24 protein-coding genes are annotated in these 25,666 nt (G+C 73.4%); 13 read left to right on the top strand and 11 right to left on the bottom strand.

The window, feature by feature from the left end:
- Window positions 1-66: 66 nt before the first annotated feature.
- The 4 genes from ACZ4XD_RS13390 (at window position 67) to ACZ4XD_RS13375 (ending at window position 4,075) form a co-directional block, all read left to right on the top strand.
- The gene (locus ACZ4XD_RS13390; RefSeq protein WP_468041457.1) at window positions 67-837 is read left to right on the top strand and encodes an SDR family oxidoreductase; all 771 of its coding nucleotides are present in this window, start codon (window positions 67-69) and stop codon (window positions 835-837) included.
- Window positions 838-932: 95 nt separating this feature from the next.
- Window positions 933-2,594, top strand: coding sequence for an AMP-binding protein (locus tag ACZ4XD_RS13385; protein ID WP_468041456.1), 1,662 nt, complete (start codon window positions 933-935; stop codon window positions 2,592-2,594).
- A 26-nt stretch (window positions 2,595-2,620) separates the two neighbouring features.
- Complete coding sequence (locus ACZ4XD_RS13380) at window positions 2,621-3,226, top strand: TetR/AcrR family transcriptional regulator (RefSeq protein ID WP_423605897.1); 606 nt, start codon at window positions 2,621-2,623, stop codon at window positions 3,224-3,226.
- A 228-nt stretch (window positions 3,227-3,454) separates the two neighbouring features.
- Window positions 3,455-4,075 (top strand): class I SAM-dependent methyltransferase, encoded by a 621-nt coding sequence (locus ACZ4XD_RS13375; RefSeq protein WP_468041455.1) that lies wholly within the window; start codon window positions 3,455-3,457, stop codon window positions 4,073-4,075.
- Between the two features lie 169 nt (window positions 4,076-4,244).
- Here ACZ4XD_RS13375 and ACZ4XD_RS13370 read toward each other — a convergent pair whose 3' ends face one another.
- The 7 genes from ACZ4XD_RS13370 to ACZ4XD_RS13340 form a co-directional block, all read right to left on the bottom strand.
- Window positions 4,245-5,459 (bottom strand): acyl-CoA dehydrogenase family protein, encoded by a 1,215-nt coding sequence (locus ACZ4XD_RS13370; RefSeq protein WP_468041454.1) that lies wholly within the window; start codon window positions 5,457-5,459, stop codon window positions 4,245-4,247.
- A 6-nt stretch (window positions 5,460-5,465) separates the two neighbouring features.
- A complete protein-coding gene (locus ACZ4XD_RS13365) occupies window positions 5,466-6,518 on the bottom strand; it encodes a phosphotransferase family protein (RefSeq protein ID WP_468041453.1) in 1,053 nt (350 codons plus the stop codon).
- 190 nt (window positions 6,519-6,708) lie between these two features.
- Window positions 6,709-7,767, bottom strand: a complete 1,059-nt coding sequence (locus ACZ4XD_RS13360) for an MBL fold metallo-hydrolase (RefSeq protein WP_468041452.1) — start codon at window positions 7,765-7,767, stop codon at window positions 6,709-6,711.
- Window positions 7,768-7,888: 121 nt separating this feature from the next.
- On the bottom strand, window positions 7,889-8,251 hold the full coding sequence (locus tag ACZ4XD_RS13355) for a DUF202 domain-containing protein (protein ID WP_468041451.1): 363 nt from the start codon (window positions 8,249-8,251) through the stop codon (window positions 7,889-7,891).
- A gap of 3 nt (window positions 8,252-8,254) precedes the next feature.
- On the bottom strand, window positions 8,255-8,665 hold the full coding sequence (locus ACZ4XD_RS13350) for a YidH family protein (RefSeq protein WP_468041450.1): 411 nt from the start codon (window positions 8,663-8,665) through the stop codon (window positions 8,255-8,257).
- 43 nt (window positions 8,666-8,708) lie between these two features.
- On the bottom strand, window positions 8,709-9,242 hold the full coding sequence (locus tag ACZ4XD_RS13345) for an NUDIX hydrolase (protein WP_468041449.1): 534 nt from the start codon (window positions 9,240-9,242) through the stop codon (window positions 8,709-8,711).
- A gap of 186 nt (window positions 9,243-9,428) precedes the next feature.
- Window positions 9,429-10,322, bottom strand: a complete 894-nt coding sequence (locus ACZ4XD_RS13340) for a DMT family transporter (protein WP_468041448.1) — start codon at window positions 10,320-10,322, stop codon at window positions 9,429-9,431.
- 210 nt (window positions 10,323-10,532) lie between these two features.
- Between ACZ4XD_RS13340 and ACZ4XD_RS13335 the strand changes: the two genes are divergently transcribed.
- The 6 genes from ACZ4XD_RS13335 to ACZ4XD_RS13310 all read left to right on the top strand — a co-directional run bounded on the left by ACZ4XD_RS13335 (window position 10,533) and on the right by ACZ4XD_RS13310 (window position 17,016).
- Window positions 10,533-12,188 carry an FAD-binding dehydrogenase gene (locus ACZ4XD_RS13335; protein WP_468041447.1) on the top strand — a complete coding sequence of 552 codons (1,656 nt, stop codon included), beginning with the start codon at window positions 10,533-10,535 and terminating at the stop codon, window positions 12,186-12,188.
- A 361-nt stretch (window positions 12,189-12,549) separates the two neighbouring features.
- Complete coding sequence (locus tag ACZ4XD_RS13330; RefSeq protein ID WP_468041446.1) at window positions 12,550-13,542, top strand: hypothetical protein; 993 nt, start codon at window positions 12,550-12,552, stop codon at window positions 13,540-13,542.
- 63 nt (window positions 13,543-13,605) lie between these two features.
- Window positions 13,606-14,358 carry a molybdopterin-dependent oxidoreductase gene (locus tag ACZ4XD_RS13325; RefSeq protein ID WP_468041445.1) on the top strand — a complete coding sequence of 251 codons (753 nt, stop codon included), beginning with the start codon at window positions 13,606-13,608 and terminating at the stop codon, window positions 14,356-14,358.
- Window positions 14,342-14,983 (top strand): cytochrome b/b6 domain-containing protein, encoded by a 642-nt coding sequence (locus tag ACZ4XD_RS13320; RefSeq protein WP_468041444.1) that lies wholly within the window; start codon window positions 14,342-14,344, stop codon window positions 14,981-14,983. Before ACZ4XD_RS13325 ends, ACZ4XD_RS13320 begins: the two co-directional genes overlap by 17 nt.
- A 153-nt stretch (window positions 14,984-15,136) precedes the next feature.
- Complete coding sequence (locus tag ACZ4XD_RS13315; RefSeq protein ID WP_468041493.1) at window positions 15,137-15,718, top strand: helix-turn-helix domain-containing protein; 582 nt, start codon at window positions 15,137-15,139, stop codon at window positions 15,716-15,718.
- Complete coding sequence (locus ACZ4XD_RS13310) at window positions 15,715-17,016, top strand: MFS transporter (RefSeq protein ID WP_468041443.1); 1,302 nt, start codon at window positions 15,715-15,717, stop codon at window positions 17,014-17,016. The genes ACZ4XD_RS13315 and ACZ4XD_RS13310 overlap by 4 nt, the downstream gene beginning before the upstream one ends.
- A 59-nt stretch (window positions 17,017-17,075) precedes the next feature.
- Here the strand turns inward: ACZ4XD_RS13310 and ACZ4XD_RS13305 are convergent, their stop codons facing one another.
- The 4 genes from ACZ4XD_RS13305 to ACZ4XD_RS13290 form a co-directional block, all read right to left on the bottom strand.
- Window positions 17,076-18,221 carry a sensor histidine kinase gene (locus ACZ4XD_RS13305; RefSeq protein ID WP_468041442.1) on the bottom strand — a complete coding sequence of 382 codons (1,146 nt, stop codon included), beginning with the start codon at window positions 18,219-18,221 and terminating at the stop codon, window positions 17,076-17,078.
- The gene (locus ACZ4XD_RS13300; protein ID WP_468041441.1) at window positions 18,218-19,030 is read right to left on the bottom strand and encodes a response regulator transcription factor; all 813 of its coding nucleotides are present in this window, start codon (window positions 19,028-19,030) and stop codon (window positions 18,218-18,220) included. Before ACZ4XD_RS13300 ends, ACZ4XD_RS13305 begins: the two co-directional genes overlap by 4 nt.
- Window positions 19,014-19,541 (bottom strand): DM13 domain-containing protein, encoded by a 528-nt coding sequence (locus ACZ4XD_RS13295; RefSeq protein WP_468041440.1) that lies wholly within the window; start codon window positions 19,539-19,541, stop codon window positions 19,014-19,016. Before ACZ4XD_RS13295 ends, ACZ4XD_RS13300 begins: the two co-directional genes overlap by 17 nt.
- 152 nt (window positions 19,542-19,693) lie before the next feature.
- Complete coding sequence (locus ACZ4XD_RS13290; protein WP_468041439.1) at window positions 19,694-20,095, bottom strand: (2Fe-2S) ferredoxin domain-containing protein; 402 nt, start codon at window positions 20,093-20,095, stop codon at window positions 19,694-19,696.
- A gap of 184 nt (window positions 20,096-20,279) precedes the next feature.
- Between ACZ4XD_RS13290 and ACZ4XD_RS13285 the strand changes: the two genes are divergently transcribed.
- The 3 genes from ACZ4XD_RS13285 to ACZ4XD_RS13275 all read left to right on the top strand — a co-directional run bounded on the left by ACZ4XD_RS13285 (window position 20,280) and on the right by ACZ4XD_RS13275 (window position 25,631).
- Window positions 20,280-21,704, top strand: coding sequence for a cytochrome P450 (locus ACZ4XD_RS13285; protein ID WP_468041438.1), 1,425 nt, complete (start codon window positions 20,280-20,282; stop codon window positions 21,702-21,704).
- A 321-nt stretch (window positions 21,705-22,025) separates the two neighbouring features.
- Complete coding sequence (locus tag ACZ4XD_RS13280; protein WP_468041437.1) at window positions 22,026-23,651, top strand: ABC-F family ATP-binding cassette domain-containing protein; 1,626 nt, start codon at window positions 22,026-22,028, stop codon at window positions 23,649-23,651.
- 117 nt (window positions 23,652-23,768) lie between these two features.
- Window positions 23,769-25,631 (top strand): hypothetical protein, encoded by a 1,863-nt coding sequence (locus tag ACZ4XD_RS13275; RefSeq protein WP_468041436.1) that lies wholly within the window; start codon window positions 23,769-23,771, stop codon window positions 25,629-25,631.
- Window positions 25,632-25,666 lie beyond the last annotated feature (35 nt).

The raw sequence follows: 25,666 nt of genomic DNA, 5'->3' as shown, positions 1-25,666 counted from the left end.
CCGTCAGGACATACCGACTGGTTAGTCTGCCGTCAGCCGAACCGACGTGACCGAGGGAGATCCAGCGTGGCAGCCGTACGGGACAAGACCGTGGTCGTGACCGGGGCGGGCGGGGGGATCGGCGCCGCGCTGGCCCGCCGGTTCGCCACCGAGGGCGCCCGGGTCGTGGTCAACGATCTGGACGAGGCCAAGGCGAAGCGGACCGCCGACGCGATCGGGGCGGTCGCGGTCGCCGGTGACGCCTCCGCCGTCGTCCCGGCCGCCCGCGAGGCGCTCGGCGGCGGTATCGACATCTTCTGCGCCAACGCCGGGGTCGGCACCGGCGGCGGGCCCGACGCGCCCGAGGAGGACTGGGCGCTGGCCTGGGACGTCAATGTCATGGCGCATGTCCGGGCCGCCCGTGAGCTGGTGCCGGAGTGGCTGGAGCGCGGCAGCGGCCGCTTCATCTCCACGGTGTCCGCCGCCGGCCTGCTCACCATGGTCGCCGCCGCCCCGTACAGCGTCACCAAGCACGGTGCGTACGCCTTCGCCGAGTGGCTCTCGCTGACCTACCGGCACCGCGGCATCGACGTCCACGCCATCTGCCCCCAGGGCGTCCGCACCGACATGCTGGCCGCCACCGGGACCGCCGGGGACCTCGTACTCACCCCGACCGCCGTCGAGCCCGAGGACGTCGCCGAGGCGCTCTTCGCGGCCATGGCGGAGGGCCGCTTCCTGGTCCTGCCGCACCCGGAGGTCGCGGACTACTACACCGCGCGCGCCGCCGAACCCGACCGCTGGCTCGGCGGGATGAACCACCTCCAGCAGAAGCTGGAGCAGGCCGAGGGCCGCTCCTAGCAGGTGGGGTGGCGGCCTCGGTCGGCCACCCCGCCTCATCCAGCCGTTTCCCCGCAGGGATGATCGGGCGATCAGGAAGAAAGGGCCGCACCTCGATGACCTCCTACCAGGACAAGCCGTGGCTTGCACAGCTCACCGACGCCCAGCGCGCCCCCGTGCAGCCGCCTCCCTCGACGCTGCACGCCTTCCGGGCCGCGGTGGGCAGCGTGCCCGACCGTACGGCGCTCGCCTACTTCGACGGCCGGCTGTCCTACGCCGAGACCGACGCGCTCTCCGACGGCATCGCCGCCCACCTCGCCGAGCGCGGCTTCCAGCGCGGCGACCGGGCCGCGGTCATGCTCCAGAACACCCCGCACTTCGTGCTCGCCCTGCTCGGTGTGTGGAAGGCGGGCGGGGTGGTGGTGCCCGTCAACCCCATGTACAAGTCCGCCGAGATGCGGCACATCCTGGACGACGCCGAGGTCACCGCCGTCATCTGCGCCGACCGCACCTGGGACGGCTTCCTGCGGGCCACCGCCGCCGGGGCGCCGTCCGTACGGATCGTGCTCACCGCCCACGAACGGGATCTCCAGACCCGCGACGACCGGCGGGTGCTGCACGGCGAGCGGCTCGGGCCGCAGCAGGACGCCGACGATCTGCTGACCGTCGCCCGCACGGCCGGGAGGATACGGGTGGCGCCCGACGACCCCGAGCTCACCGCCGGCGACCTCGCGCTGATCAGCTACACCTCGGGCACCAGCGGCACCCCCAAGGGCGCGACCAACACCCACGGCAACATCACCTATAACGCCGAACGCCAGCGCACCGGTCTGGGCCTGCCCGCGGGCGCCACCTACTTCGCGCTCGCCCCGCTGTTCCACATCACCGGCATGGTCTGCGAACTGGCGGCCTGTATCGCCAACCAGGGAACCCTGGTGCTTGCCTACCGCTTCGAGGCGGGTGTCGTCCTGGATGCCTTCCTGGAGCACCGCCCCGCCTATACGGTCGGCCCCTCGACCGCCTATATGGCGCTGATGGCCCACCCCGAGGTCACCCGCGACCACTTCGCGTCCTTCCGGACCATGTCCTCCGGCGGTGCGCCGCTGCCGCCCGCCCTCGTCGAGAAGTTCCGTACCGGTTTCGGGCCGTACGTCCACAACGGCTACGGTCTGACCGAGTGCACCGCGCCCTGCGCCAGCGTCCCGCCGGGCCGGGAGGCGCCGGTCGACAAGGTGTCCGGCACGCTCGCCGTCGGTGTCCCCGGCCCCGACACCGTCGTCCGGATCATCGGCGAGGACGGCCGGGACCTGCCGTTCGGCGAGCCGGGCGAGATCGCGGTGCGCGGCCCGCAGGTCGTCCCCGGCTACTGGCGCCGCCCCGACGCGACCGCCGAGGCCCTTCCGGACGGCGAGCTGCGGACCGGCGACATCGGCTTCATGGACCGCGACGGCTGGCTCTATGTCGTCGACCGCAAGAAGGACATGATCAACGCTTCCGGTTTCAAGGTGTGGCCGCGGGAGGTCGAGGATGTGCTCTACAGCCATCCCGCGGTGCGTGAGGCGGCGGTGGTGGGGGTGCCCGACGCCTACCGCGGTGAGTCGGTGAAGGCGTATGTCAGCCTGCGCCCCGGCACCGCGACGGAACCCGCCGAGCTGACCGCCTACTGCAAGGAACGGCTGGCCGCGTACAAATATCCCCGTGCGGTGGAGATCCTGGCCGAGCTTCCGAAGACCACGAGTGGCAAGATCCTCCGACGGGAGCTGCGCCACCGCGCATGACTGAGCACGAAGGACAGGTGAGGGCGATGGCCGGCACGAAGGACGGCAACGGCAACGGCGGTGCGAAGCCGGTGGCCCAGCGGCTGCTGGCCACCGCCACCAGGCTCTTCGCGGAGCAGGGCTATGACCGCACCTCCGTCCAGGAGATCGTCGACGCGGCGGGTGTGACCAAGGGCGCCCTCTACCACTACTTCGGCTCCAAGGACGATCTGCTGCACGAGGTCTACGGCCGGGTGCTGCGGCTCCAGCAGGAGCGGCTCGACCACTTCGCGGACGCCGACGCGCCGGTGGAGCAGCGGCTGCGGGACGCCGCCGCCGATGTCGTGGTCACCACCATCGAGAACCTCGACGACACCAAGATCTTCTTCCGGTCGATGCACCAGCTGAGTCCGGAGAAGGACAAGCAGGTACGGGCCGAGCGGCGGCGCTACCACGAGCGGTTCCGGGCCCTGATCGAGGAGGGCCAGCGCACCGGCGTGTTCGCCGCCGACATCCCCGCCGACCTCGTCGTCGACTACCACTTCGGGTCGGTGCACCACCTGGGCACCTGGTACCGCGAGGACGGGCCGCTCAGTCCGCAGCAGGTCGCCGACCACCTCGCCGACCTGCTGCTGCGGGCCCTGCGGCCGTGAGTCACGGCGCCGGAATGCGGTCCTGCTCACACAGGTGCACCTGATCCCGCAGCGGGCCTTGACCGCGCCTCCTGGAATTTGTTGGATTGCGCGCAAGACCAGTGGGCATGCGCCCCGGGGCCATGAGACTCAAGGGGCGGTCACGGGCCGGGGCTGTCCTCATCCCGCACCCGTAACCTAAGGTATGGATAGTACTGCTATCTATTGAGTGGGTGCCCTTTGCCTGAAGTGACACTTTTTCTCCGGGAGTACGCACGGACGAGCCGGGAGGTGGGGGCGATCGCTCCCAGCGGCCCCCGGCTCGGCAGGGCCCTCACCCGCTATGTGATCCCCAGCCCCGGCAGTGCCCGCGCGGTCCTTGAGGTGGGGCCCGGCACCGGGGCGGTGACCCGCCATATCGCCGGCTCGCTCGGCCGGCACGACACCCTCGACCTGGTCGAGGCCAACCCGCGCTTCGTCGACCTGCTGCGGGGTGCCTACGGCAGCGACCCGCGGCTCCAGTTCCGTACCGGCCTGGTGCAGGACCATGACCTGGGCAGCTACGACACCATCGTCTGCGGTCTGCCGTTCGCGAACTTCGACGCCCCGACGACCGCGGACATCTTCGACCGGCTGCTGGGTGCCCTGCGGCCCGGCGGCACCCTGTCCTTCTTCGGCTATGTCGGAGGGGCGCGCATGCGCCGCACCTTCACCGGACGGGCGGGGCGCGAACACGTCCTCGACGGGCAGAACACCCTGCGCCGGATATTGGAGCGGCACACCTTCCGTACGGAACTGGTGCTGGGCAACCTGCCACCGGCCCGGGTGCACCACCTGGCACCGGTCGGCGCCCCCGCTCAGCCGGCCTGACGCCGCGCCCCCACCCACCCATAGACGTTCCCCCGGGCGATGCCGGACAGGCATCACGGCATCGCCCGGACGGCACCGAGCGCCGGCACCCCCGATCCGGGTGCCGGCGCTCGGCTCCGCCGACGGCGGCCGGACGGGCACCGCCCGGGATCCTTCCGCCGGCCCCGCGCTACAGGTAGCGCTTCAACTCCCGGCGCGCCAGCGACCGTTGGTGCACCTCGTCCGGACCGTCCGCCAGCTGGAGCGTACGGGCCCCGGCCCACAGCTCGGCCAGCGGGAAGTCCTGGCTGACACCGCCCGCGCCGTGCAGCTGCACCGCCTTGTCGAGGATGTCCACGACCGTGCGCGGGGTGGCGATCTTGATGGCCTGGATCTCGGTGTGCGCGCCCTTGTTGCCCACGGTGTCCATCAGCCAGGCGGTCTTCAGCACCAGCAGCCGCAGCTGCTCCACCGCCACCCGGGCGTCCGCGATCCACTCCTGGACCACGCCCTGCTGGGCCAGCGGCTTGCCGAAGGCCGTACGACTCACCGCGCGGCGGCACATCAGCTCGATGGCGCGCTCGGCCATCCCGATCAGCCGCATGCAGTGGTGGATCCGGCCGGGGCCGAGCCGGGCCTGGGCGATACCGAAGCCGCCGCCCTCCTCGCCGATCAGGTTGCCGGCCGGCACCCGTACGTCATGGAAGACCACCTCGGCATGGCCGCCGTGCCAGTGGTCCTCGAAGCCGTAGACCTGCATGGCACGCTTGACCTCCAGGCCCGGGGTGTCGCGCGGGACCAGGATCATCGACTGCTGGCGGCGGATGTCCGGGCCGTCCGGGTCGGTCTTGCCCATCACGATGAAGATCTGGCACCGCGGGTTCATCGCCCCGGAGATGTACCACTTGCGGCCGTTGATGACGTAGTCGTCGCCATCACGGTCGATCCTGGTCTCGATGTTGGTGGCGTCCGACGAGGCCACCTCCGGTTCGGTCATCGCGAACGCCGACCGGATCTCGCCCGCCAGCAGCGGCTCCAGCCACTGCTTCTTCTGCGCCTCGGAGCCGAACTGCGCCAGCACCTCCATGTTGCCGGTGTCCGGCGCCGCGCAGTTCAGCGCGGTGGGCGCCAACTGCGGGCTGCGGCCGGTGATTTCGGCCAGCGGCGCGTACTGGAGGTTGGTCAGCCCGGCGCCGTACGCCTCGTCGGGGAGGAAGAGATTCCATAGTCCCTGCTTGCGGGCCTCGGCCTTGAGCTCGTCGACGATCGCCGGGGTCTCCCACGGGGAGGCCAGCGCGGCCCGCTGCTCATGGGCGGTCTGCTCGGCCGGGTGGACATGCTCGTCCATGAAGGTCAGGAGCTTCTCGCGGAGCTCCTCCGTCCGGGCGTCGAATGCGAAGTCCATGGTGCCTCAGCCTTCCTTGAGGGTGGTGAGTCCGCGGTCGATGAAGACGGGGACGAGCTCGCCGATCCGGTCGAACCCGGCGCCGACGGTCTGGCCGAGCGTGAAGCGGTAGTGGATGCCTTCGAGGATCACGGCGAGCTTGAACCAGGCGAACGCCGTGTACCAGGCGATCGCGGAGGTGTCCCGCCCGGACCGGGCGGCATAGCGCTCGATCAGCTCGGCCGGGGACGGATGCCCCGGAGCGCCGCTGGTGGTGCTCACCGGCGACTCCGGCAGGCCCAGGTCCGAGCTGTACATCACCAGCAGGCCGAGGTCGGTCAGCGGGTCGCCGAGCGTGGACATCTCCCAGTCCAGTACGGCCTTGAGGGTGTCATCGGCACCCATCAGCACGTTGTCGAGGCGGTAGTCGCCGTGCACGACCGTCGGGGCGGGCGAGGCGGGCAGGGCCCGGCCCAGTGCCTCGTGCAGCTCGTCGATGCCCGGCAGTTCGCGGTTCTTCGACGCGGTCAACTGCTTTCCCCAGCGCCGCAGTTGGCGCTCCAGGAAGCCGTCGGGGCGGCCGAAGTCGCCGAGTCCGACCGCCTCCGGGTCCACCGCGTGCAGCTCCACGAGCGTGTCGACCAGGGACAGGACCACGGCGCGGGTGCGCTCCGGGCCGAGCGGGGCGAGCTGCGCGGCGGTGCGGTACGGGGTCCCCTCGACCAGCTCCATGACATAGAAGGGCGCCCCGATGACCGCCTCGTCCGTGCACAGCAGCAGCGTCTCGGGCACCGGCACCGGCGTCCGGTGCAGCGCGCTGATCACCCGGTGCTCGCGCTGCATGTCGTGCGCGGTGGCCAGCACATGGCCGAGCGGCGGCCGGCGGACGACCCAGGAGCCGGCGCCGTCGGTGACGCGGTAGGTGAGGTTGGACCGTCCGCCCTCGATCAGCTGCGCACGCAGCGGGCCGCCGGCCAGCCCCGGCCGTTCCCGGTCCAGATGCGCACGCAATCGTGTCAGGTCGAGGCCGGGAGGGTCCTCCCGGTCCCGGTCCTGCGGGGGAGGGGTGCCCTTGCTCATCGTGCTCCTCCGTACGGAGTGGACGGTCCATCGGTCGCTGGCACGATCATGCCGACTAGTCGGTATGGAGTCCAGTGCCGGAGCGTGGGGCGTCCGTCACGCGAGGTTTTTCCGCCGTATTTGCCGCCCCGTCCGTCCGCTGCCCCTCATGAGCACGGGCCCGGGGTCTCCCGCGGACCGCGGGCCCGGCTCAGGCGTGACAGGCCACCGGGACCCCGCCGTTCAGCACCGCCATATCGGCGAATCCGGCGATCGGGTCGAGCGGGACGCCCGGTGCGGCGCCGTCCAGTTCCGCGTAGGCCCGGTGCAGATTCGCCACCAGCCGCTCGCTCTCGGCCAGCTCGGCAAACGGGCCGAGATCCGCCTCCTGGGTGGTCTCCAGCGGGGTGCGCCCGGCCGCCCGGCCCTCCTCCGCGAGCCGGCCGACGAACCGCAGATAGCGCTCGATCCCGTCGTAGACCTCGGGGCCGGTCACCGGACCGTGCCCGGGGACGACGGTCACCGCGTCCAGGGCCCGCAGTGTCCGCAGGGCGCGCAGCGAGCCGGCCAGCGACCCCATGAAGAGGAACGGGGTGCCGCCGTGGAAGACCAGATCGCCGGCGAAGACGATGCGCTCCCGGGGCAGCCAGACGATCGTGTCGCCGGTGGTGTGCGCGACGCCCGGGTGGATCAGCCGCACCTCGGTGTCGCCGACGTGCAGGGTCAGCTCGTCGGTGTAGGTGACCTCGGGTGGGGTCAGGCGGATGTCGCCGTACGCCACCTCCGGCCAGACGGCGTGCAGTTGATGTCCGGCGGCCAGCAGTTCGCGGCGGCAGGAGGCATGGCCGACGATCGTCGCCTCGGGGGCGAAGACGCCGTTGCCGTAGGTGTGGTCGCCGTGGTGGTGGGTGTTGACCACGGTGCGGGGAGCCGGGGCGCCGCTCTCGGCGATCCGCCGGCGCAGCAGGCGCGCCCGGCGCTCGGTGGCGGCGGTGTCCACGACCAGCGTGGCGTCCCCGTCGGTGACGAAGCCCGCGTTGTTCAGGCACCAGCCGCCGTCCGGCTGGATGAACGCATGGACCCCGGCGGCCAGTTCGGTGAGATAGGGCTCGGGGACGGGGGGCTCGGTGGCGGGCGGCGGGCCCGCCGGGGTCCCGGCGCCGGGCGGCTCCGTGGTGTCCGGTCCGGTCGTGCCGGGGCCGGTGGGAGGTGCCGCGGGCGGTGCTGCCGGGTTCTGTGCCGCCGTGCGCCGTGCCGTCGCGTCGTCCATGCGGGTGTGCCCTTCGTCCGATGACCCGTCACGCCATGCTGACGGGCCGGGGCCCGCTCGGTGCGCGCGAGGTCGTGTCACGGTACCGCCGCCCCGGCCGGCGGGCCCGCCGTACCCCGCGTCAGTGCCCCGGCCGCACCAGGATCACCGCGCCGCACAGCGCCAGCGCCAGGGTGCAGCCGACCAGCAGCAGCGCGGTCCGCGGGGGCAGGCCCGGCGGGCGGCCGGTGGCCATCGCCCGCATCCGGCGGTGGGACAGGGCCACGAAGGCCGCCCACAGCAGCCCCATCAGCACCGCCAGCATCACCTCGACCGCTCCCGGGGCATCGCTCCGCAGCAGCTGGCGGCCGGCCAGTACGGCCATCGCGGTGGCCGACAGCGTGGTGCGCCGCCACGCGAGCCGGGTCCGCTCGGGCTGGAGTCCGGGGTCCCGGTCGGGAGCCGGGCGCGGCGATCCCGCGCCCGGCGGCTGTCCGCCCGCCATCGGCTAGTCGGTCCGGCCCAGCAGCACCAGCACGACCATCGCCACCGCCAGGAGGCCGACGCCCAGCGCCAGCGCACTGGGGAAGCGGGTGACCGGAAGGTCCTCACCGCGCCGCATCGCGCGCTCACAGCGCACCCAGTGGTTGACCGCCCGCAGCGCACACAGCGCACCGCCCACCAGCAGGACGACGGTGAAGATCAGCCGCAGCCCCTCGTGCAGCCGGGGCAGGAACTGGTCCACCGCGAACCCGCCGCCGACCAGCGCCAGACCGGTCCGCAGCCAGGCGAGAAAGGTGCGCTCATTGGCGAGCGAGAAGCGGTAGTCGGGGGTCGTCCCCTCCTCGTGGACCCGCGCGGGCGAGACCCACAGCCGTACGGCCGCGCGGAGCGACCGCAGCCCGTCGGTGCGGATCATGGCCGAAACCCCGGCCCGCGGCCCGTCCCGTACACCGGCGGCATCAGATCTCCCCCGCCTCCCGCCGGGCGAGCACCTGCCGGTACGCGGCCATCCCGTCCGGCGTCCACGGCCACTCGTCGAGCCGCCGGCTCAGCTCCTCCTCGGTCAGGAACGCGGACCAGTCGATCTCCGACTCCTGCGGGGCCACCGGCAGGGTGCACCGCACCTGGTAGACCGCGGACCACCAGGTGTGCTCGGCCGTCTCGTAGAGGAACTTGAACAGCGGCTCGGGCTGCGCCAGCCCCCGCACGCCCAGCTCCTCCTCGGCCTCCCGCAGCGCTGCCTGGTCGTAGGTCTCGCCGGCGCCGACCACCCCGCCCACGAACATGTCGTAGTGCGCAGGGAAGACCAGCTTCTGCGGAGTGCGGCGGTGCACGAAGATCCGGTCCTGGGCGTCCCGGACCAGGACGAAGGCGGAGCGGGTGCGCATCCGGCGGGCGTAGGTCTCACCGCGGGGGGCCTGCCCCACGACCTGATCGTTCTCGTCGACGACGTCGAGGATCTCGTCCGCGTTGAGCGGTTGCTGATCGGTCATGGAGCCATGCAATCACCAGGGGAGGGGGCCACACCCGCCGGGGCGGGGCACGAAGGGCGATTCCCGTCCGGGGGAGCGGGACGCGAGGAAGGCCCGTACGAGGGAGTCACCCAGGGCCGGACGGGGGAGTGGCGGCGGGAGGCGCGAGGCGAGGGCCCGGGGCCGCCCGCGGCGCGGAGGGGCGCGTCAGTGCGGCTGGAGCTCCCGGGCGTTCTCCCGCTGCCCGGCGCCCGGCGGCATCGCCGGATGGGTGCCGATCAGCACGATGCCCGCGACGACGGCCATGATCCCGATGACCTCCGTGGCCAGCGCCCCGGGCGTCACCCGCAGCTGGTCGCCGAGGAACCCCACCCCGCAGAGAATTCCGGCCAGCGGCTGGGCGGCGGTCAGCGCCGGCAGCGACAGCCGCAGCGGCGCCGACTCGAAGGCGCTCTGCACGAACAGCAGCGCCAGCACCCCGAGCACGACGATGGCGTACGGCTGCCAACTGGTGAGCAGCCCCGACCAGCCGTCGGCCCCGAAGCGCTCACCGCTGATCCGGGTCAGTGCGTCCTGGAGTCCGTAGAGCAGTCCCGCGGCGATGCCCAGGAGCGCGGCCTCCAGGCTCACATGCACCCGCTCCCGCTTGGCGACCGCCGCCAGCAGCAGGGCGGCGCCCAGCACCATGCCCATGATCAGCCACTGCCACATCGGGTCGGCGTTGCTGCGCCCGCCCTGGGGCTGCCCGGCCACGATGAAGGCCGTGACCCCGCCGGCGAGCAGCCACAGCCCGGCCCAGCCGGTCCGGCCGAGCCGCTGCCGGGTCAGCCGTCGGGACAGCGCCATCGCGAACAGCAGATTGGTCGCGAGCAGGGGCTCCACGAGGGTGATGTCGCCCATCCCCAGCGCCACCGCGCCGAGCGCCATCCCGGCCACCATCAGACCGATACCGGCCACCCACAGCGGCATCCGCACCAGGTCCAGCAGCAGACGGAAGGAGAGGAAGTCCTTCATCGGGGCGTGTTGCGCCGCGGCCTGCTGAAACACGAAACCGAGTCCCAGGCAGCAGGCCGCGCCAAGGGCGAGCAATATCACCGTCACGTCGCACCTCGTATCGCGCGGGGTGGGGGGATGCGCCTGAGGATAGTCATCCGGCGTCGGGCGTGGGGTGGCCCTCGTCACCCCCCATTCTCCCGCGTGCCCCGGTGTACCACCCGGTAACTCCATGGTTGACGCGGCAGTCGGGTGCGCTGAGGATCGTTCCACCGTTGCGGCCGGGGCGCCCGGCGTGCCCCGTTGAGGAGAGCAGAGATGGCGTACGACGCTGATGTGATCGTGATCGGAGCGGGGCTCGCGGGCCTGGCGGCCACCGCGGAGCTGGTGGACGCGGGACGCAAGGTGATCCTGCTCGACCAGGAGCCCGAGCAGTCGCTCGGCGGACAGGCCCACTGGTCCTTCGGCGGTCTCTTCCTGGTCGACTCGCCCGAGCAGCGCCGGCTGCGGATCCGTGACAGCCATGCGCTGGCCTGGCAGGACTGGCTGGGCACGGCCGGCTTCGACCGGCCCGAGGATCACTGGCCGCGCAAATGGGCCGAGGCCTATGTCGACTTCGCGGCCGGGGAGAAACGCTCCTGGCTGCACCGGCAGGGTGTACGGCTGTTCCCCGTCGTCGGCTGGGCCGAGCGCGGCGGCTATGACGCGACCGGGCACGGCAACTCCGTCCCCCGCTTCCACATCACCTGGGGTACCGGGCCCGGTCTGGTCGCCCCGTTCGAGCGCCGGGTACGGGCCGGGGTGGCCCGTGGCCTGGTGGAGCTGCGCTTCCGCCACCGGGTGACCGGGCTGTCGCACAGCGCGGGGAGCGTGGACACCGTCAGCGGCGAGATCCTGGAGCCGTCGGACGTCGAGCGCGGCCGGCCCAGCAGCCGCGAGGTGGCCGGTGCCTTCGAGCTGCGGGCGCAGGCCGTGATCGTCACCTCGGGCGGTATCGGCGGCAATCACGAGCTGGTGCGTGCCGCCTGGCCGAAGCGGCTCGGCAGGCCCCCGAAGCGGATGCTGTCCGGGGTCCCGGCGCATGTCGACGGCAAGATGCTGGGCATCGCCGAGGCGGCCGGCGGCCGGATCATCAACCGTGACCGGATGTGGCACTACACCGAAGGCATCGACAACTGGAACCCCATCTGGCCACTGCACGGCATCCGGATCCTGTCCGGCCCGTCCCCGCTGTGGCTGGACGCCCGCGGCAAACGGCTGCCGGTGCCGCTGTTCCCCGGCTTCGACACCCTCGGGACGCTGGCGCACATCATGCGGTCCGGCCATGATCACACCTGGTTCGTGCTCACCCAGAAGATCATCGAGAAGGAGTTCACCCTCTCCGGCTCCGAGCAGAACCCGGATCTGACCGGAAAGAGCATCCGGGACGTGCTGGGCCGGGCCAGGGCCGGTGCGCCGGGCCCGGTACGGGCCTTCATGGACCACGGTGCGGACTTCATCGTCGAGCGGTCGCTGACGGACCTGGTGCGGCGGATGAACGAGCTGACCGGGGAGCCGCTGATCGCGGAGGACGCACTGCGCGGCGAGATCGTGGCGCGGGACCGCGAGATCGCCCACTCATTCACCAAGGACCTCCAGGTGACGGCGATACGAGGGGCCCGGAAGTACCTCGGCGACCGGCTGATCCGCACCGCCGCCCCGCACCGGCTGCTCGACCCCAAGGCGGGCCCGCTGATCGCCGTACGGCTGAACATCCTCACCCGCAAGACGCTCGGCGGCCTGGAGACCGACCTCTCCTCGCGGGTGCTGGCCGACGGCGGCGCACCCCTGCCCGGTGTGTACGCGGCGGGCGAGGCGGCCGGGTTCGGTGGCGGCGGGGTGCACGGCTACCGCTCGCTGGAGGGCACCTTCCTCGGCGGCTGCCTCTTCTCCGGGCGTACGGCGGGGCGGGCGGCGGCGCGGGCGGTGGCCTGACCAGGGACGGGAGGCGGGAGCGGGGACGCGAGGACGGGGACGTGGGGACGGGGGACGGGGACGGGGAGACGGGGCACGGGGACGCGGAGACGGGCGGTGGCGCCGGACGCGGTGCGCGGTCCGTCCGCCTTCCGTTGGCCGTCCGCTCAATACCGTGATACGGAAAGGGGGTTGGCGGATCCAGCCATTCCCATTCGCGCCTTGACGCGGAGCTCTGCGTAGCGCTTTGCTTTGCGTGATGACTGGTGCGGACCAAGCCATCACCCTCTGTAGAGGCGCGTACGGATCCGGTCCCTCCCCACTGAGGACGACTCAGGGGGTTGTTCGGGGCCGGTGCGGCGCGTCATGGAGCCCCTGACCCGTGATTTCCCTTTCCCCATCCCCACCGCCGCAGCTCGCACCCGCCCGCTGCCCGGGCGGCCCGGCGCTCGCCCCGGCCCTGGACGACGCCCAACTGTCCCTCGCGGCCGACGCCTTGGCGCTCGGCCAGTGGGCCCGGGTGCGCAGCCTGCTCGCCGAGACCGGCGAGGACTGGGAGCTGCGCGGCCACCGATTAACTGTCCTGGCCACCTCACCCGGCAGCGCCGCCTGGGCCGGCGACTGGCGGCTCGCCGAACCGGACAGCGGTGACGCCGCCACCCTCCAGGCCCTCGCCACCGTCCGGCTCGCGCTGCACGGCGAGAGCAGCGCCGAGGCCGCCGCCGACGCCTGTGCCACCGCCGCCCGGATGCTGCCCGAGGACCCCACGCCCTGGCTCGGCGCGCTCATCCTCGCCCGCCGCACCGGCACCCCGGAGGCCCGGTCCCATGCCTTTCAGCAGATCCGCGCCCGGCACCGCGACCACCATCACGCGCATCACCTGATGACGGCCGCCCTGGCCGAGGAGCATCCCGGCGCCCGCGAGGACCCCCGGCACCCGGCCCATGCCTTCGCCGCCCGCGCCGCTGCCCGCGCCCCCGCCGACTCGCCGCTCGCCCTCCTGCCCCTCGTGGCCCACGCCGAGCGCTACCGCGTCCTGGCCGCCGCCGGCCCGGCGCCCCGCCCGGACCGGGGGCACTGGTCCACCCGGCGCGCCCACCAGATCCTGCGGGACGCCTTCGACTGGTGGCTGGAATGGGGCGGCGAGGACCATCCCCGCGGCAAGGTCGATCTCAACTTCCTGGCCCATGCCACCTTCCACGAGGGGTGGATGGCCGAGGCCGCCGCCCTCTTCCAGCGCATCGGCCCGCACCCCACCCGGGCCCCGTGGTCGTACGCGGGCCACGACGCCGACGCCGCGTTCCGGGCCGCCCGGGACATCGCCCTGCGCCGGGCCGGGGACATCACCGTGCCGTGCCCCCGGGGGCGCCGATGACGAAAGTCTGACGCCGGGGCCCGGAGGCTGGCCCCGGCGCCCGCCCGGTGTTCGAATCGGAGCATGACCAGGGACGACAAGCCGGGCCGTCCGGCGGGCGGCGGCAGGGACGGGCAGGGCACCCCGGTGGGCCGCCGGGTGGTGCTCGGCATGCTCGCGGCCGGCGCCGCCGGAGTGGTCACCGCCCCCTTCCTCCAGCGTGCCTACGACAGCGCCCTCGGCGGCGCCGCGCAAAAGGACCCCACCGGGCTGACCGGTCTGCTCCCGGGCGGCGGCGGCTTCCGCTACTACTCGGTGACCGGCTCCGTACCGGAGAAGGACGCGCACAGCTACCGGCTGACGGTCGACGGCCTGGTGCGCCACCGTGCCGGCTACCGCCTCGCCGACCTGCGCCGGATGCCGCAGACCCGGCTCGTGCGCGATGTCCAGTGCGTCACCGGCTGGCGGGTGCCCGGCACCCCCTTCGAAGGGGTGCGCCTCTCGGCCCTGCTCGACGCCGCCGGGGTCCGCCCCGAGGCCAGGGCCGTCCGCTTCACCTGCTTCGACGGCGCCTACAGCGAGTCGCTCACCCTCGAACAGGCCCGCCGTGACGACGTCCTGGTCGCCCTGCGGATGCGGGACGAACCGCTCGCCCATGCGCACGGCGGTCCGGTACGCCTCTATGTCGCGCCCATGTACTTCTACAAGTCGGCGAAGTGGCTCTCCGGGATCACCGTCACCGACCGGGTCGAGCCCGGATACTGGGAGGACCGTGGATATGACGTCGACGCCTGGGTCGGCCGGTCGAACGGACGCGACGATGCCCCCACGACCTGACGACCCCTCGGAGCCGGCCGCCGAGCGCCCCCGCGTCCCCCGCTTCACCCCCGCGGAACACCGGGTGCACCGGGCCACCGCCACCCTGATGGCCCTCTGCGTCCTCACCGCGGGCTGTCTCTACCTCCCCTTCCTGGCCGAACTCGTCGGGCGCCGCGCCCTGATGGTGACCGTCCACGAGTGGTCCGGCATCCTGCTGCCCGTCCCCCTGCTGCTGGGCCTCGGCTCCCGTGCGCTGCGCGCCGACCTCACCCGCCTCAACCGCTACGGTCCGCACGACCGCCAGTGGGTGCGCGCCGCACTCCGCCGCCGGGGCGGCCGGCCGGCCGGAAAGTTCAACGCCGGCCAGAAGCTCTACGCCGCCTGGATCGCCGGCGCGGTCCTCGTGATGCTCGGCACCGGCCTGCTGATGTGGTTCACGCACCTCGCCCCCCTGGTCTGGCGCACCGGCGCCACCTTCGTCCATGACTGGCTCGCGCTCGCCGTGGTCCTGGTGATCGCCGGACACGTCGGGAAGGCCTTCGGCGACCCCGAGTCCCGCCGCGGGCTGCGCACCGGGTCGGTCGATGCGCAATGGGCCCGGCGCGAGCATCCGTTGTGGGAGCACGAGGACAACCCGCGGTAGAACGCGGCAAGTTGCAGAGACCACCGTGCAGAGAACTCTTTGCAGAGAACCCTGTGCAGAGGAGTCTCTGCAACTCTAGGCTGTCGGCTCATGAGTGACGCCCCTGAGCCGAACCGGCCGCAGCCGCCGTCCACCACCCCTCCCGTCCGCCGGATGGACGCCCGCAGTCTGCGCGGTCTGGCGCATCCTCTGCGGATGCGCATCCTGGATCTGCTGGCCCTCGACGGCCCGGACACCGCCACCGGACTCGGCCGCCGTCTCGGCGAGAACACCGGCACGGTCAGCTGGCATCTGCGCCACCTCGCCGACCACGGCTTCATCGAGGAGGAGACCGGCCGTGGCACCCGTCGCGAGCGCTGGTGGCGGGCGGTACGGGTGGCCCGCCGCCTCGACACCAACGACTTCCGCGACGACCCCGACAGCCGCGGCGCCCTGTCGGTCTATCTGCACGAAACCGTCCACCGGGACTTCGGTCAGGTCACCACCTACCTCGCCGAGGACTGGGGCCCGGAGTGGCGCGACGCCGGGACCCTCTCCCGCTGGCAGGACCTGCGCCTGACTTCCGAGCAACTGGCGGCTCTGAACGCGGAGTTGGAGGCCGTGGTCGTCCGGCACCGGGAGGCGGCGGCCGGCGGCGGGGCGGCGCGGGACGGGGCGGTTCCGGAGGCCGGGGAGGCCCGGCCCGTGATCGTCCAGCTCCAGTCCTTCCCCCGTAAGGAGCGGGACGAGCGATGAGCGGACTGCTGCGCCGCCACCGTGACTTCCGGCTGCTGTGGTGCGGGGAGACGGCGGGCAAATTCGGCGCTGCGGTCAGTGCGGTGTCGATGCCGCTGGTGGCCGTCGCCACCCTGCACGCCACCACCTTCGAGGTCGCACTGATCGGCGCCTGCGGCTGGCTGCCCTGGCTGCTGATCGGCCTCCCGGTCGGGGTGTGGGTGGACCGGCTGCGCCGCCGCCCGCTGATGCTGGCCGCCGCGGGGAGCTCGATGGTGCTCTTCGCCGCCGTACCGGTCCTGGCCCGGACCGGCGGGCTCACGCTCGGTCCGCTGATCGCCGTGGCCCTGCTGGCCGGCGGCTCGGCGGTGCTGTTCCAGACCGCCTACAGCGCCTACCTCCCCACCCTGCTCGCCCCGGCCGACCAGGCCGAGGGCAACGCCAAGCTGCACGGCAGCGCCTCCGCGGCCCAGATCGCCGGGCAGGGGGCGGGCGGCCTCATCGCCCAACTGGCGGGCGCCGTCAACGGGTTGTTCGCCCATGCCGCCACCTTCCTCGTCGCGCTGCTGTGCCTGCTCGGCATCCGGTACCGCGAACCCCGCCCGGCGGGCCGGGAGGGCGCGCCGCGGTCGCTGACCGGGGAGGTCGCCGAGGGGCTGCGGCTGGTCGCCGGTGACCCGTGGTTCCGTACGCTCACGCTCTTCGGCGCCGCCTCCAACCTCGCGCTGATGGGGTATCAGTCCCTCACGGCGGTCTTCCTGGTCCGCGAGGTCGGGCTCCCGCCCGGCGCGGTCGGCGGGCTGCTGGCGCTGGCGAGTACGGGCGGTATCGCGGGGGCGTTCGTGGTGCGCCGCACCGCCGGCCGGCTCGGCACCGCCCGCGCCATGCTGCTGTGGGAACTCGGCGTCCCCAGCGCGGCGTTGCTCATCCCGCTCACCTCCCCGGGCGCCGGGGCGCTGCTCTACGTGGCGGGCGGTTTCGGCGTCAGCGCGGGCGTGGTGGCCGGCAACATCCTCAAGGTGAGCTTCCAGCAGAGCTACTGTCCGCCGCCGCTGCTCGGCCGGCTGGTCGCCGGCAGCGCGTTCCTCAGCTACGGCACCCTGCCGCTGGGGGCGCTGCTCGGCGGCGCGCTCGGCTCCGCCCTGGGCGTCCGCACCGCGATGTGGATCATGACCGCCGGGGTGCCACTGGCTGCCCTGATCCTGCTCTTCTCACCGGTCCGGACGGTCCGCGACCTCCCGGTGCGCCCGGCGGCGCAGGAGCCCGGCGGGCCCGGCCCCGGGGCGGCGGAGCGGGACGGGGCGCCGACGCACCCCTGAGGCGACGCCGGGGCGCCCGTACGCTCATGCCGCTGAAGCGACGCCGGGCGCCCGTACGCTCATGCCGCGGGCGGCTCCGCCGGTGCCTCCGCCGCCGGCAGTTCGACCTCGAAGCGGCAGCCCGCCCCGGTGTTCCGTACCGTCGCCCGGCCCTCATGGGCCGCCACGATGCCGCGGACGATGGCCAGGCCCAGCCCGGCGCCGCCCTTGCCGTCCGCCCGCGGGGTGCGGGCCGTACTGCCGCGCCAGCCGGTGTCGAAGACCCGCGGCAGATCCTCCGGCGGGATGCCGCCACAGCCGTCCTCGACCGCGAGCACCACCCGGCCCTCCGCGTGCCGGGCGCTGACCGCGACGGTGCCGTCGGCGGGCGTGGCGCGGATCGCGTTGACCAGCAGATTGCCCAGGACCCGGGTGATCTGCTGGGCGTCCACCCGCACCGGCAGCGGTACCACCCCGCCGTCCACCAGCCGCACCCCGCTCGCCCGCGCCAGCGGCCCGGCCCCGGCGAGGGCCTCGTCCACCAGGTCGTACACCGACACCCGCGACAGCGTCAGGGCCAGCGCCCCGGCCTGGATACGGGACAGTTCGAAGAGGTCGTCGACCATCGCGGCCAGCCGGTCCACCTCGATCCGCATCCGTGCGTGGTAGCGCGCGGTGTCCTCGGCGACCCCGTCCTCCAGCGCCTCGGCCATCGCCCGCAGCCCGGCGAGCGGAGTGCGCAGATCGTGCGAGATCCCGGCGATCAGCTCGCGCCGGGAGGCATCCAGCGCCCGTTCCCGCTCCCGCGCCTCGGCGAGCCGCCCGCTGGTCTCCTCCAACGCCCTTGACAGCGCGGCCAGTTCGGCCGTGGGTGGTTCGGCGGGCGCCACGAAGCCGCCCTCGCTGCCGACCGTACGGGCCGAGCGCGCCAGCTCCCGGCTGCCCGCCGCGATCCGCCGCCCGAAGAGCAGCGCCGCCGCCAGCGACACCACCCCGGAGACGGCCACCACGGCCATCACCACACCCAGGTCGTGCCCGGACAGAAACATCGCCTGGGCGACCGCCACCGTCCCCGCCGCCATCGCGGCCACCGCCAGCGCCGCCACCGCGAACAGCGACAGTGCGACCGAGCGCCGCCGCAACACCCGTACCGCGGGCGCGGCGAGCAGCCCCGCCAGCGCCGCGCCGAGCGCCGCCAGCGCCACGATGACCAGGAAGTCCGTCATGGGCGCGGTCCCCCTCCCGGCAGCGGTCCGTCCTCCGGCCCCGGCTCGTCCGCCACGGGGTCGAAGCGGTAACCGGCGCCCCAGACCGTCGTCACCAGCCGTGGCGCCGCCGGATCCGCCTCGATCTTCTCCCGCAGCCGCCGTACGTGCACGGTCACCGTCGACAGATCGCCGAACTCCCAGCCCCAGACCCGGTGCAGCAGCTCCTCCCGGGAGAAGACCCGCCCGGGGTGCCGCATGAAGTGCAGCAGCAGATCGAACTCCCGTGCCGTCAGGGTCAGTTCACGGCCCGCCCGGATCGCGCGCCGGCCGCCCGGGTCCGCGCCCAGGTCGCCGGCCCGCAGGATCTGCGCCGGGGCGGCGGCCGGCGGCGGGGCCTCGGCCCTGCGCAGTACGGACCCGATGCGCAGCACCAGCTCACGCGGGCTGAAGGGCTTGGTGACATAGTCGTCGGCGCCCATCTCCAGTCCGGCGATACGGTCCGCCTCCTCGCCGCGCGCGGTGAGCATCACCACCGGCACCGAAGGCCCCTCCTCGTGGCGGCGCAGCCTGCGGCACACCTCCAGACCGTCCAGTCCCGGCAGCATCAGGTCCAGCACGATCAGATGCGGGCGGAAGGACGCGGCGCGGTCCAGGGCGGCGAAGCCGTCGGCGGCGTGGTCGGTGGCGTATCCGGCCCGGGACAGATAGCCGGTGACGACCTCGGCGACGGTCGGATCGTCCTCGACGACCAGGACGCGGCGGGGCGCCGTGGACGGGGGCGGCGGGTGGGGCGTGGTTCGGTGCACGGGATCAGCGTGCCATCGCATCGAGGTCCGCGGCACCGAAGGAGGCCGAGAACCGCTTGCACCACACCACGGCGCTGTGGAACCGGGACAGGTCGGTACCGGAAGCGACGGCGTAGTTCTGATTGCCCTGGTTGCCCTTGAGCCTGCCCAGCTCCACGGCCCCGTTCCCGAGCCCCTTCTCGGCCTCGGCGGCGCTGCGGGTCGACAGATAGACGCGTACGTCCGGGCCCTCGGAGGTCTTGAGGTCCTCCAGCCGCAGCACCCGCGAGCCGTCGGCGAGCCCCAGGGTGCGGGCCGTGCCGCTGGTGTCGTGCTCGTGGGAGACGAAGCGGCCGCGGGCCAGCTCCTGGTCGCCGGTGCCCGTCTTGGCGGCGGGGGCCGAGGCGGCGGGCCCGGCCGAGGGCAGTGACTCGTTCACGGTGGTCGTCGTGAACGCCCGCCACGGCTGGAAGAGATAGAGCGCGAACGCCGCGACCAGGGTGAGGACCAGCAGGGCCGGGATGACGGTGCGGCGGGTCAGTGAGATCTTCATGCCCTCAGAAAACCCCGGTGAGCGCCCGTCGCGCGCGCCGCGGACGGGTTCCGTAAGGCTCCGGTAATCAGTACCGGGTCGGGGTACCGGGAGAGGCGGTCCGGGGGCGTACCGCCGGTGCGCCCGGCCCCGCACTTCGCCGGCGCCTCGCGTCAGTTCTCCAGCGCCTCGCGCACCCGTCGCGAGACCGTGAAGGCGTACAGGTCCAGCACGCCGGGCGGCTCGGCCAGCCCCGGTCCTCCCGCGCGGATCCACGCCGCGATGTCCGCGAGCGCCTCGTCGTCGTTGACCAGCCCCAGCCACACGGGCCGCCCGCCCGCCTTCCGCCCCGCGGCCGACGGCTGGACCACGACCACATTCGCCTGGTCGCAGACGTCCAGGCACTCCGAGGCGCGTACCGGCGCCGCGCCGTCGAGCGCCGCGCGCAGACGGGGTATTTGTCCGGCGTGGTCGACGCCCGGGATCTTGGCCGCGTCGCCACAGCAGCAGCCGCGGCATACGGTGACCCGGCACGGGGCTGCGGTGGCGGTCCGTCCGGCAGGCTTGTTGCTCACCGATTCATGCTACGTGGGCCGTTGACGGCGCCCGACGCCGGGAGCGGAACCCGGCTCATAGGGAGCGGCACCCGGCCCACCGGGGGAGAAATCCGGCCCACCAGGAGGAAAACCCGGCCCACGGGAGGGAAACCGGCCCGGCCCTCCGGGATAGACACCGGGCTCACCGGGATAGACATCCGGCATGCCCCTGACCGAATCCCCTCCCCCTCAGCCCGGTTCCGCCCCGGAGCGCGCGATACCCGGCCCGGCCGGACTTCCCGTGCTCGGCTCGATGCTCGACCTCCGGCGCGACTCGCTCAGCACGTTCTTACGAGCCCGGCGGGAGCACGGCGATGTGGTCCGGCTGGAAGCCGGGCCGCCCGGCCTGCGCAGCGTCTTCCACGCGGTCTTCGCGCCCGAGGGCGTACAGCAGATTCTCGCCTCGCAGGCCACCAACTTCCGTAAGGACCACCCGCTTTACGAGGAGGTCCGGCAGGCCTTCGGCAACGGCCTGCTGACCAGCCAGGACGCCGACTACCTCAGACAGCGCCGGCTGGTGCAGCCGCTGTTCACCAAGCGCCGTGTCGACGGCTATGCCTCGGCGGTGACCACCGAGGCCGCCGGCCTCGCCGACCGCTGGCGGACCGCGGACGGCGGTACCGTCGACCTGGTCCCCGAGATGAACCGGCTGGCGCTGCGCACCGTCTCCCGGATCCTGTTCGGTCTGGACGCGGAGGCGGCGGTGGACGCCATCCACCGCTGCGCCCCGGTCATCAACGCGTATGTCGTCCGGCGCGCCTACGTCCCCGTGAAGATCCCCCGCGAATGGCCCACCCCCGGCAACCAGCGGGCGCGGGCCGCCACCGATGAGCTGAACGCGCTGTGCGACCGGATCGTGGCGGACCGGCGGGCGTCGCGCGAAACCGCCGGGGACGGGGACGGCGCGGGCGAGGATCTGCTGTCCCTGCTCGCCGCGGCCGGCAATGACGAGGACGGTTCGCTGGACGCGACCGAGGTCCGCGAACAGGTCCTGATCTTCCTGCTGGCCGGGCACGAGACCACCGCGACCTCCCTCGCCTTCACCCTCCATCTCCTGGCCCGGCACCCGGAGGAACAGACGCGGGTCCGCGACGAACTCGACCGCGTCCTGGGTGACCGCACCCCCACGGCCGCCGACCTGGACCGCCTGCCGTATCTGACGCAGGCGCTCAAGGAGTCGATGCGGCTCTATCCGGCGGCGCCGGTGGTCAGCCGCCGGGCCGTGGCGGCCACCGAGATCGGCGGATTCCGCATCCCGGCCGGTGCCGATGTGGTCGTCGCACCCTGGGTCACGCACCGCGACCCGGAGCTGTGGCCGGACCCGGAGCGCTTCGACCCGCGGCGCTTCGGTCCGGAGTCCGAGGCGGCGCGGCACCGCTACGCCTGGTTCCCGTTCGGTGGCGGACCGCGCGCCTGTATCGGGCAGCACTTCTCGATGCTGGAGTCCGTGCTGGCGCTGGCCGTGCTGCTGCGCGGGTACGAACTCGACGCCGTGGACGAGGAGGTGCCGGTCTCGGCCGGAATCACCCTCCAGGCGACCGGTCCGGCACGGGTACGGCTGCGGCCGCGCGCCGGGGCGGGGGAGTAGCGCCCGGGGACGCCGCCCGAAGGGAAATTAAACGCAACGAAAATAGCGTTTGCTTTTCGGTGGCGTTCCCCGTACCGTCAACATCGTTCCTGTTGCCGCCGATCGGAGAAGGCCGTTGCTCGTCTGAGGTCATGAGACACCGCGCCCGTGAGCGGTGATCCGCCCTGCGCTTCCGGTATCCGGAGCGGCGGATCATGCCTCATGCGGCCCGTCCGCGACCTCGGCGTACCCGCACGGCGTACCCCGGCGCACACCGGCGTTCCGACGCGGTGTCTCCCAGCGCAGTCCGCATGCACCCCCACCCGCGCCCAGGAGACCCGTATGTCCATGTCCTCCGCCTCCCCGTCCGCCGCCTCCATCGTCTGCACCGGCCTCGGCTTCACCTGGCCCGACGGCAGCCCCGTCCTGGAGGACTTCCCGCTGGCCGTCGGCCCCGGCCGCACGGGCCTGATCGGCCTCAACGGGGCCGGAAAATCCACCCTGTTGAAGCTGATCGCGGGCGAACTCACCCCAACGGCGGGCAGCATCAAGGTCGCCGGCGAGGTCGGCTACCTCCCGCAGCACGCCCCGCTCGACACCGCCCTGCGGGTCGACCAGGCACTCGGTATCGCCACCGCGCGCGCCGCGCTGCACGCCATCGAGGGCGGCGACGCGAGCGAGGAGCACTTCACCGCCATCGGTGACGACTGGGACGTCGAGGAGCGCGCCCGCGCCACCCTCGACCAGCTCGGGCTGCCCGGTATCGACCTCGACCGCACCATCGGCGAGGTGTCCGGCGGCGAGTCCGTGCTGCTGCGGCTGGCCGCCCTGCTGCTGCGCCGGCCGGATGTCCTGCTGCTCGACGAGCCCACCAACAACCTCGACCGGGCGGCCCGGGAGCGGCTGTACACCGCGGTCGCCGGCTGGTCCGGCGTGCTCGTCGTGGTCAGCCACGACCGCGAACTCCTCGAACGCGTCGACCGGATCGCCGACCTCCGCGACGGCGAGGTCCACTGGTACGGCGGCAACTTCAGCGCCTACGAACGGGCCCTGGCCGTCGAACAGGAGGCGGCCGAGCGGATGCTGCGGGTCGCCGAGGCCGACGTCCAGCGCCAGAAGCGCGAACTGGCCGACGCCCACGTCAAGTTGGCCCGCCGGGTCCGCTACGGCAACAAGATGAGCGCCCAGAAGCGTGAGCCGAAGATCGTCATGAACGAGCGCAAGAGGGAGGCCCAGGTATCCGCGGGCAAACACCGCATCATGCACACCGAACGCCTCAAGGAGGCCAGGGACCGGCTCGACGAGGCCACCGAAGCGGTCCGGGACGACGACGAGATCCGTATCGATCTGCCGCACACCGCCGTGCCGCCGGGCCGCACCGTGCTCACCCTCCGCGCGCTGCAGGCCCGTTACGGCGTACACGCGAATCTGGAGGTGCGCGGCCCCGAAAGGATCGCGCTGACCGGCCACAACGGCTCCGGCAAGACCACGCTGCTGCGCACCGTCGCCGGTCTGATCCCGCCGGAGTCCGGTACGGCCGAGACCCATGTCCCCTACCGCTTCCTGCCCCAGCGGCTGGAGGTGCTCGACCCCGCGCTGACCGTCGCCGAGAACGTCGCCCGCTTCGCCCCGGACGCCACCAACAACCGTATCCGGGCCCGGCTCGCCCGCTTCCTGTTCAAGGGCGCCCGCGCCGACCAGCCGGCCGGCACGCTCTCCGGCGGTGAACGCTTCCGCGCCTCGCTCGCCGCGCTGATGCTGGCCGAACCGGCCCCGCAGCTGCTGCTGCTCGACGAGCCGACCAACAACCTCGACCTCGCCTCGGTCCGCCGGCTGGTCACCGCCCTGGAGTCCTACGAGGGCGCGCTCCTGGTCGTCAGCCACGACCTGACGTTCCTCCGCGACCTCGGCATCACCCGCTGGCTGTCGACGGAAGGCGGTGAACTGACCGACATCGCACCGCTGTAGGAGGGGAGGGGGCGGGCCCACTGCCCGGCCCGCCCCCGAAAACCGGTTGCCGCCCCCCTTCCCGTGGGCCACGATCCTCCCCATGACCTACAGGAAGGGCGGCCACCGCCCCACCCGATGACCGCGCGGACCCCGGGCCAGGACCCGGTCCCCGCCCCGTCAGCCACCGATCCCGACCACCCTGCCGAGGTAACCGCGGCGGTCGTTGACGGATCCGTCCTCACCCCCGGCGCCACCGTCCGTAGTGCCGTCTTCGACGCGGTACGCGCCGACCCGGACGGCCCGGTCGCCCAAGAGCTGACCGCACTCACCCACCACCGGCGCCCCGCCGTACGCCGCACCGCGCTCACCCTGCTCACCGAGCTGTCCTTCAGCGGTCCCCGGCCCTGGCCGGGCCCGATCGAGGCGGCGGCGGCCCGGCTCCACGACCCCGACCCGGAAGCCCGCCAGGCAGCCGCCCGCCTCCTCGTGCGCGCCGGCGGCACCGACCGCGCCCGCACGGCCCTCGACAGCCACCCCGACCCCGCCACCCGTATCGCGCTGGCCGACGCACTGCTGCTGCACACGCGCCACACCCCGTGCCCGTCCGTGTCGCTGCGCACCGACCCGCTGCCCGACATCCGCCTGCTCGCCTGTATCGAGGAGCTGCGCACGGCGCCGGAGGAGGAGTGGCCCGCCCTGGACGCCCAGACGATGGCGGAGGTCGGCGCACTGTCCGCCCATGACGCGGACGGCAGTTGGCCCCTCGGCTTCCGCTGGGGTGACGCCCTGTTCCGGCAGGACCGGGAGCAGCACTGCTACACCACCGCCGCCCGGCTGCTGACCGGCACCGCGGGCCCCTACGGCCAACGGGTCGGGGTGGACCTCGCCCGGCGGGCCCTCCAGTCGTGGCGGGCCGCCCCCGCCACCCTGACCCCGCACCTCACCGGGCTGCTCCGCACCGCACCGGCCGCCCTGCGCGACCTCGCCGTGGACGCGCTCTGCGCCTCCCGCACCGCCACCCGCCTGGCCGCCGACGACCTGGCGGCCCTGCTGCCCGCCACCCGTAACCCCCGCTCCGCCATGGCCTGGAAGCTCGCCTACGCCCTCGCCACGGTCGACGACCCGCGCGCCGCCCCGTACGTCCACGCCCGCCTGGCATCGGGGACACCGCCGGCCGGTGCGGTGGCCGCCGTCCGCGGTCTGCTGCGCTCCGGGACCGCCGACCCGGAGCATCTCGTCCCCGTCATACGGAGGTTGCTCCGCTCCGACGATCCGCTCGCCGTGCCGACCGCCACCGCGTTGAGCGAGGACCTCGGCCCCGCGGCGGCGGCCTGCGTCCCCGACCTCATCGAGGCGCTCCGCACCGAGTGCGCCGCGGGCGATGCCCGGGGCGCCGAGTGGGCCGGCCGGCACGAACTGCGCCTGGTCACCGCGCTCGGCCGGATCGGCCCCGCCGCCGGGGCCGTGGTGCCGCTGCTCGAAGGGCTCAGCCGCGACTCCCGGCAGCGGGCCGGCTACCGGGAGCTCGCCCTCTCCCGGATCACCGGGGAGCGCCGCTACGTCGAGGCCGCACTGCGCACCCCGTCCCGGCTGCGGCGGTATGTGTCCGACCGCTCCGCGCTCTTCGACTGGCTGCTCGACCACGGCGGCCTGACACCGGACCAGTCCCGTCAGCTGCGGGACCTCGTCCTCAGCCGCCCCGGCGGGATGCAGGTCTTCGGATCGCGGGCCCTGTGGCGCCACGAGGGCCCGGCGGCCGCCGCCGACCTGCTCGCCGTCCTCCCGCAGTACCTCGACGACGATCTCTTCGGTCCCGCGGCCATGGCCACCCTGGCAGCCATGGGGGAGCACGCCCGCCCGGCCCTGCCGCCGCTGCGCGCACTCATCGGCCGACGCACCCGGCTCCCGCTGCACGCCGGTTCCGGGGACGCCGATATGAACGCCGATGAACACCTCCTCGAAGCCGCCCGGCGGACGGTCCGCGCCCTGACCGCCTAGGTGGGCTGTCCGGCGGACCTGCCGCGATCCGCCGG

The sequence above is a fragment of the Streptomyces sp. NPDC029466 genome (genome assembly GCF_055574515.1).
This window is presented reverse-complemented; position numbering and strand designations above follow the sequence as displayed.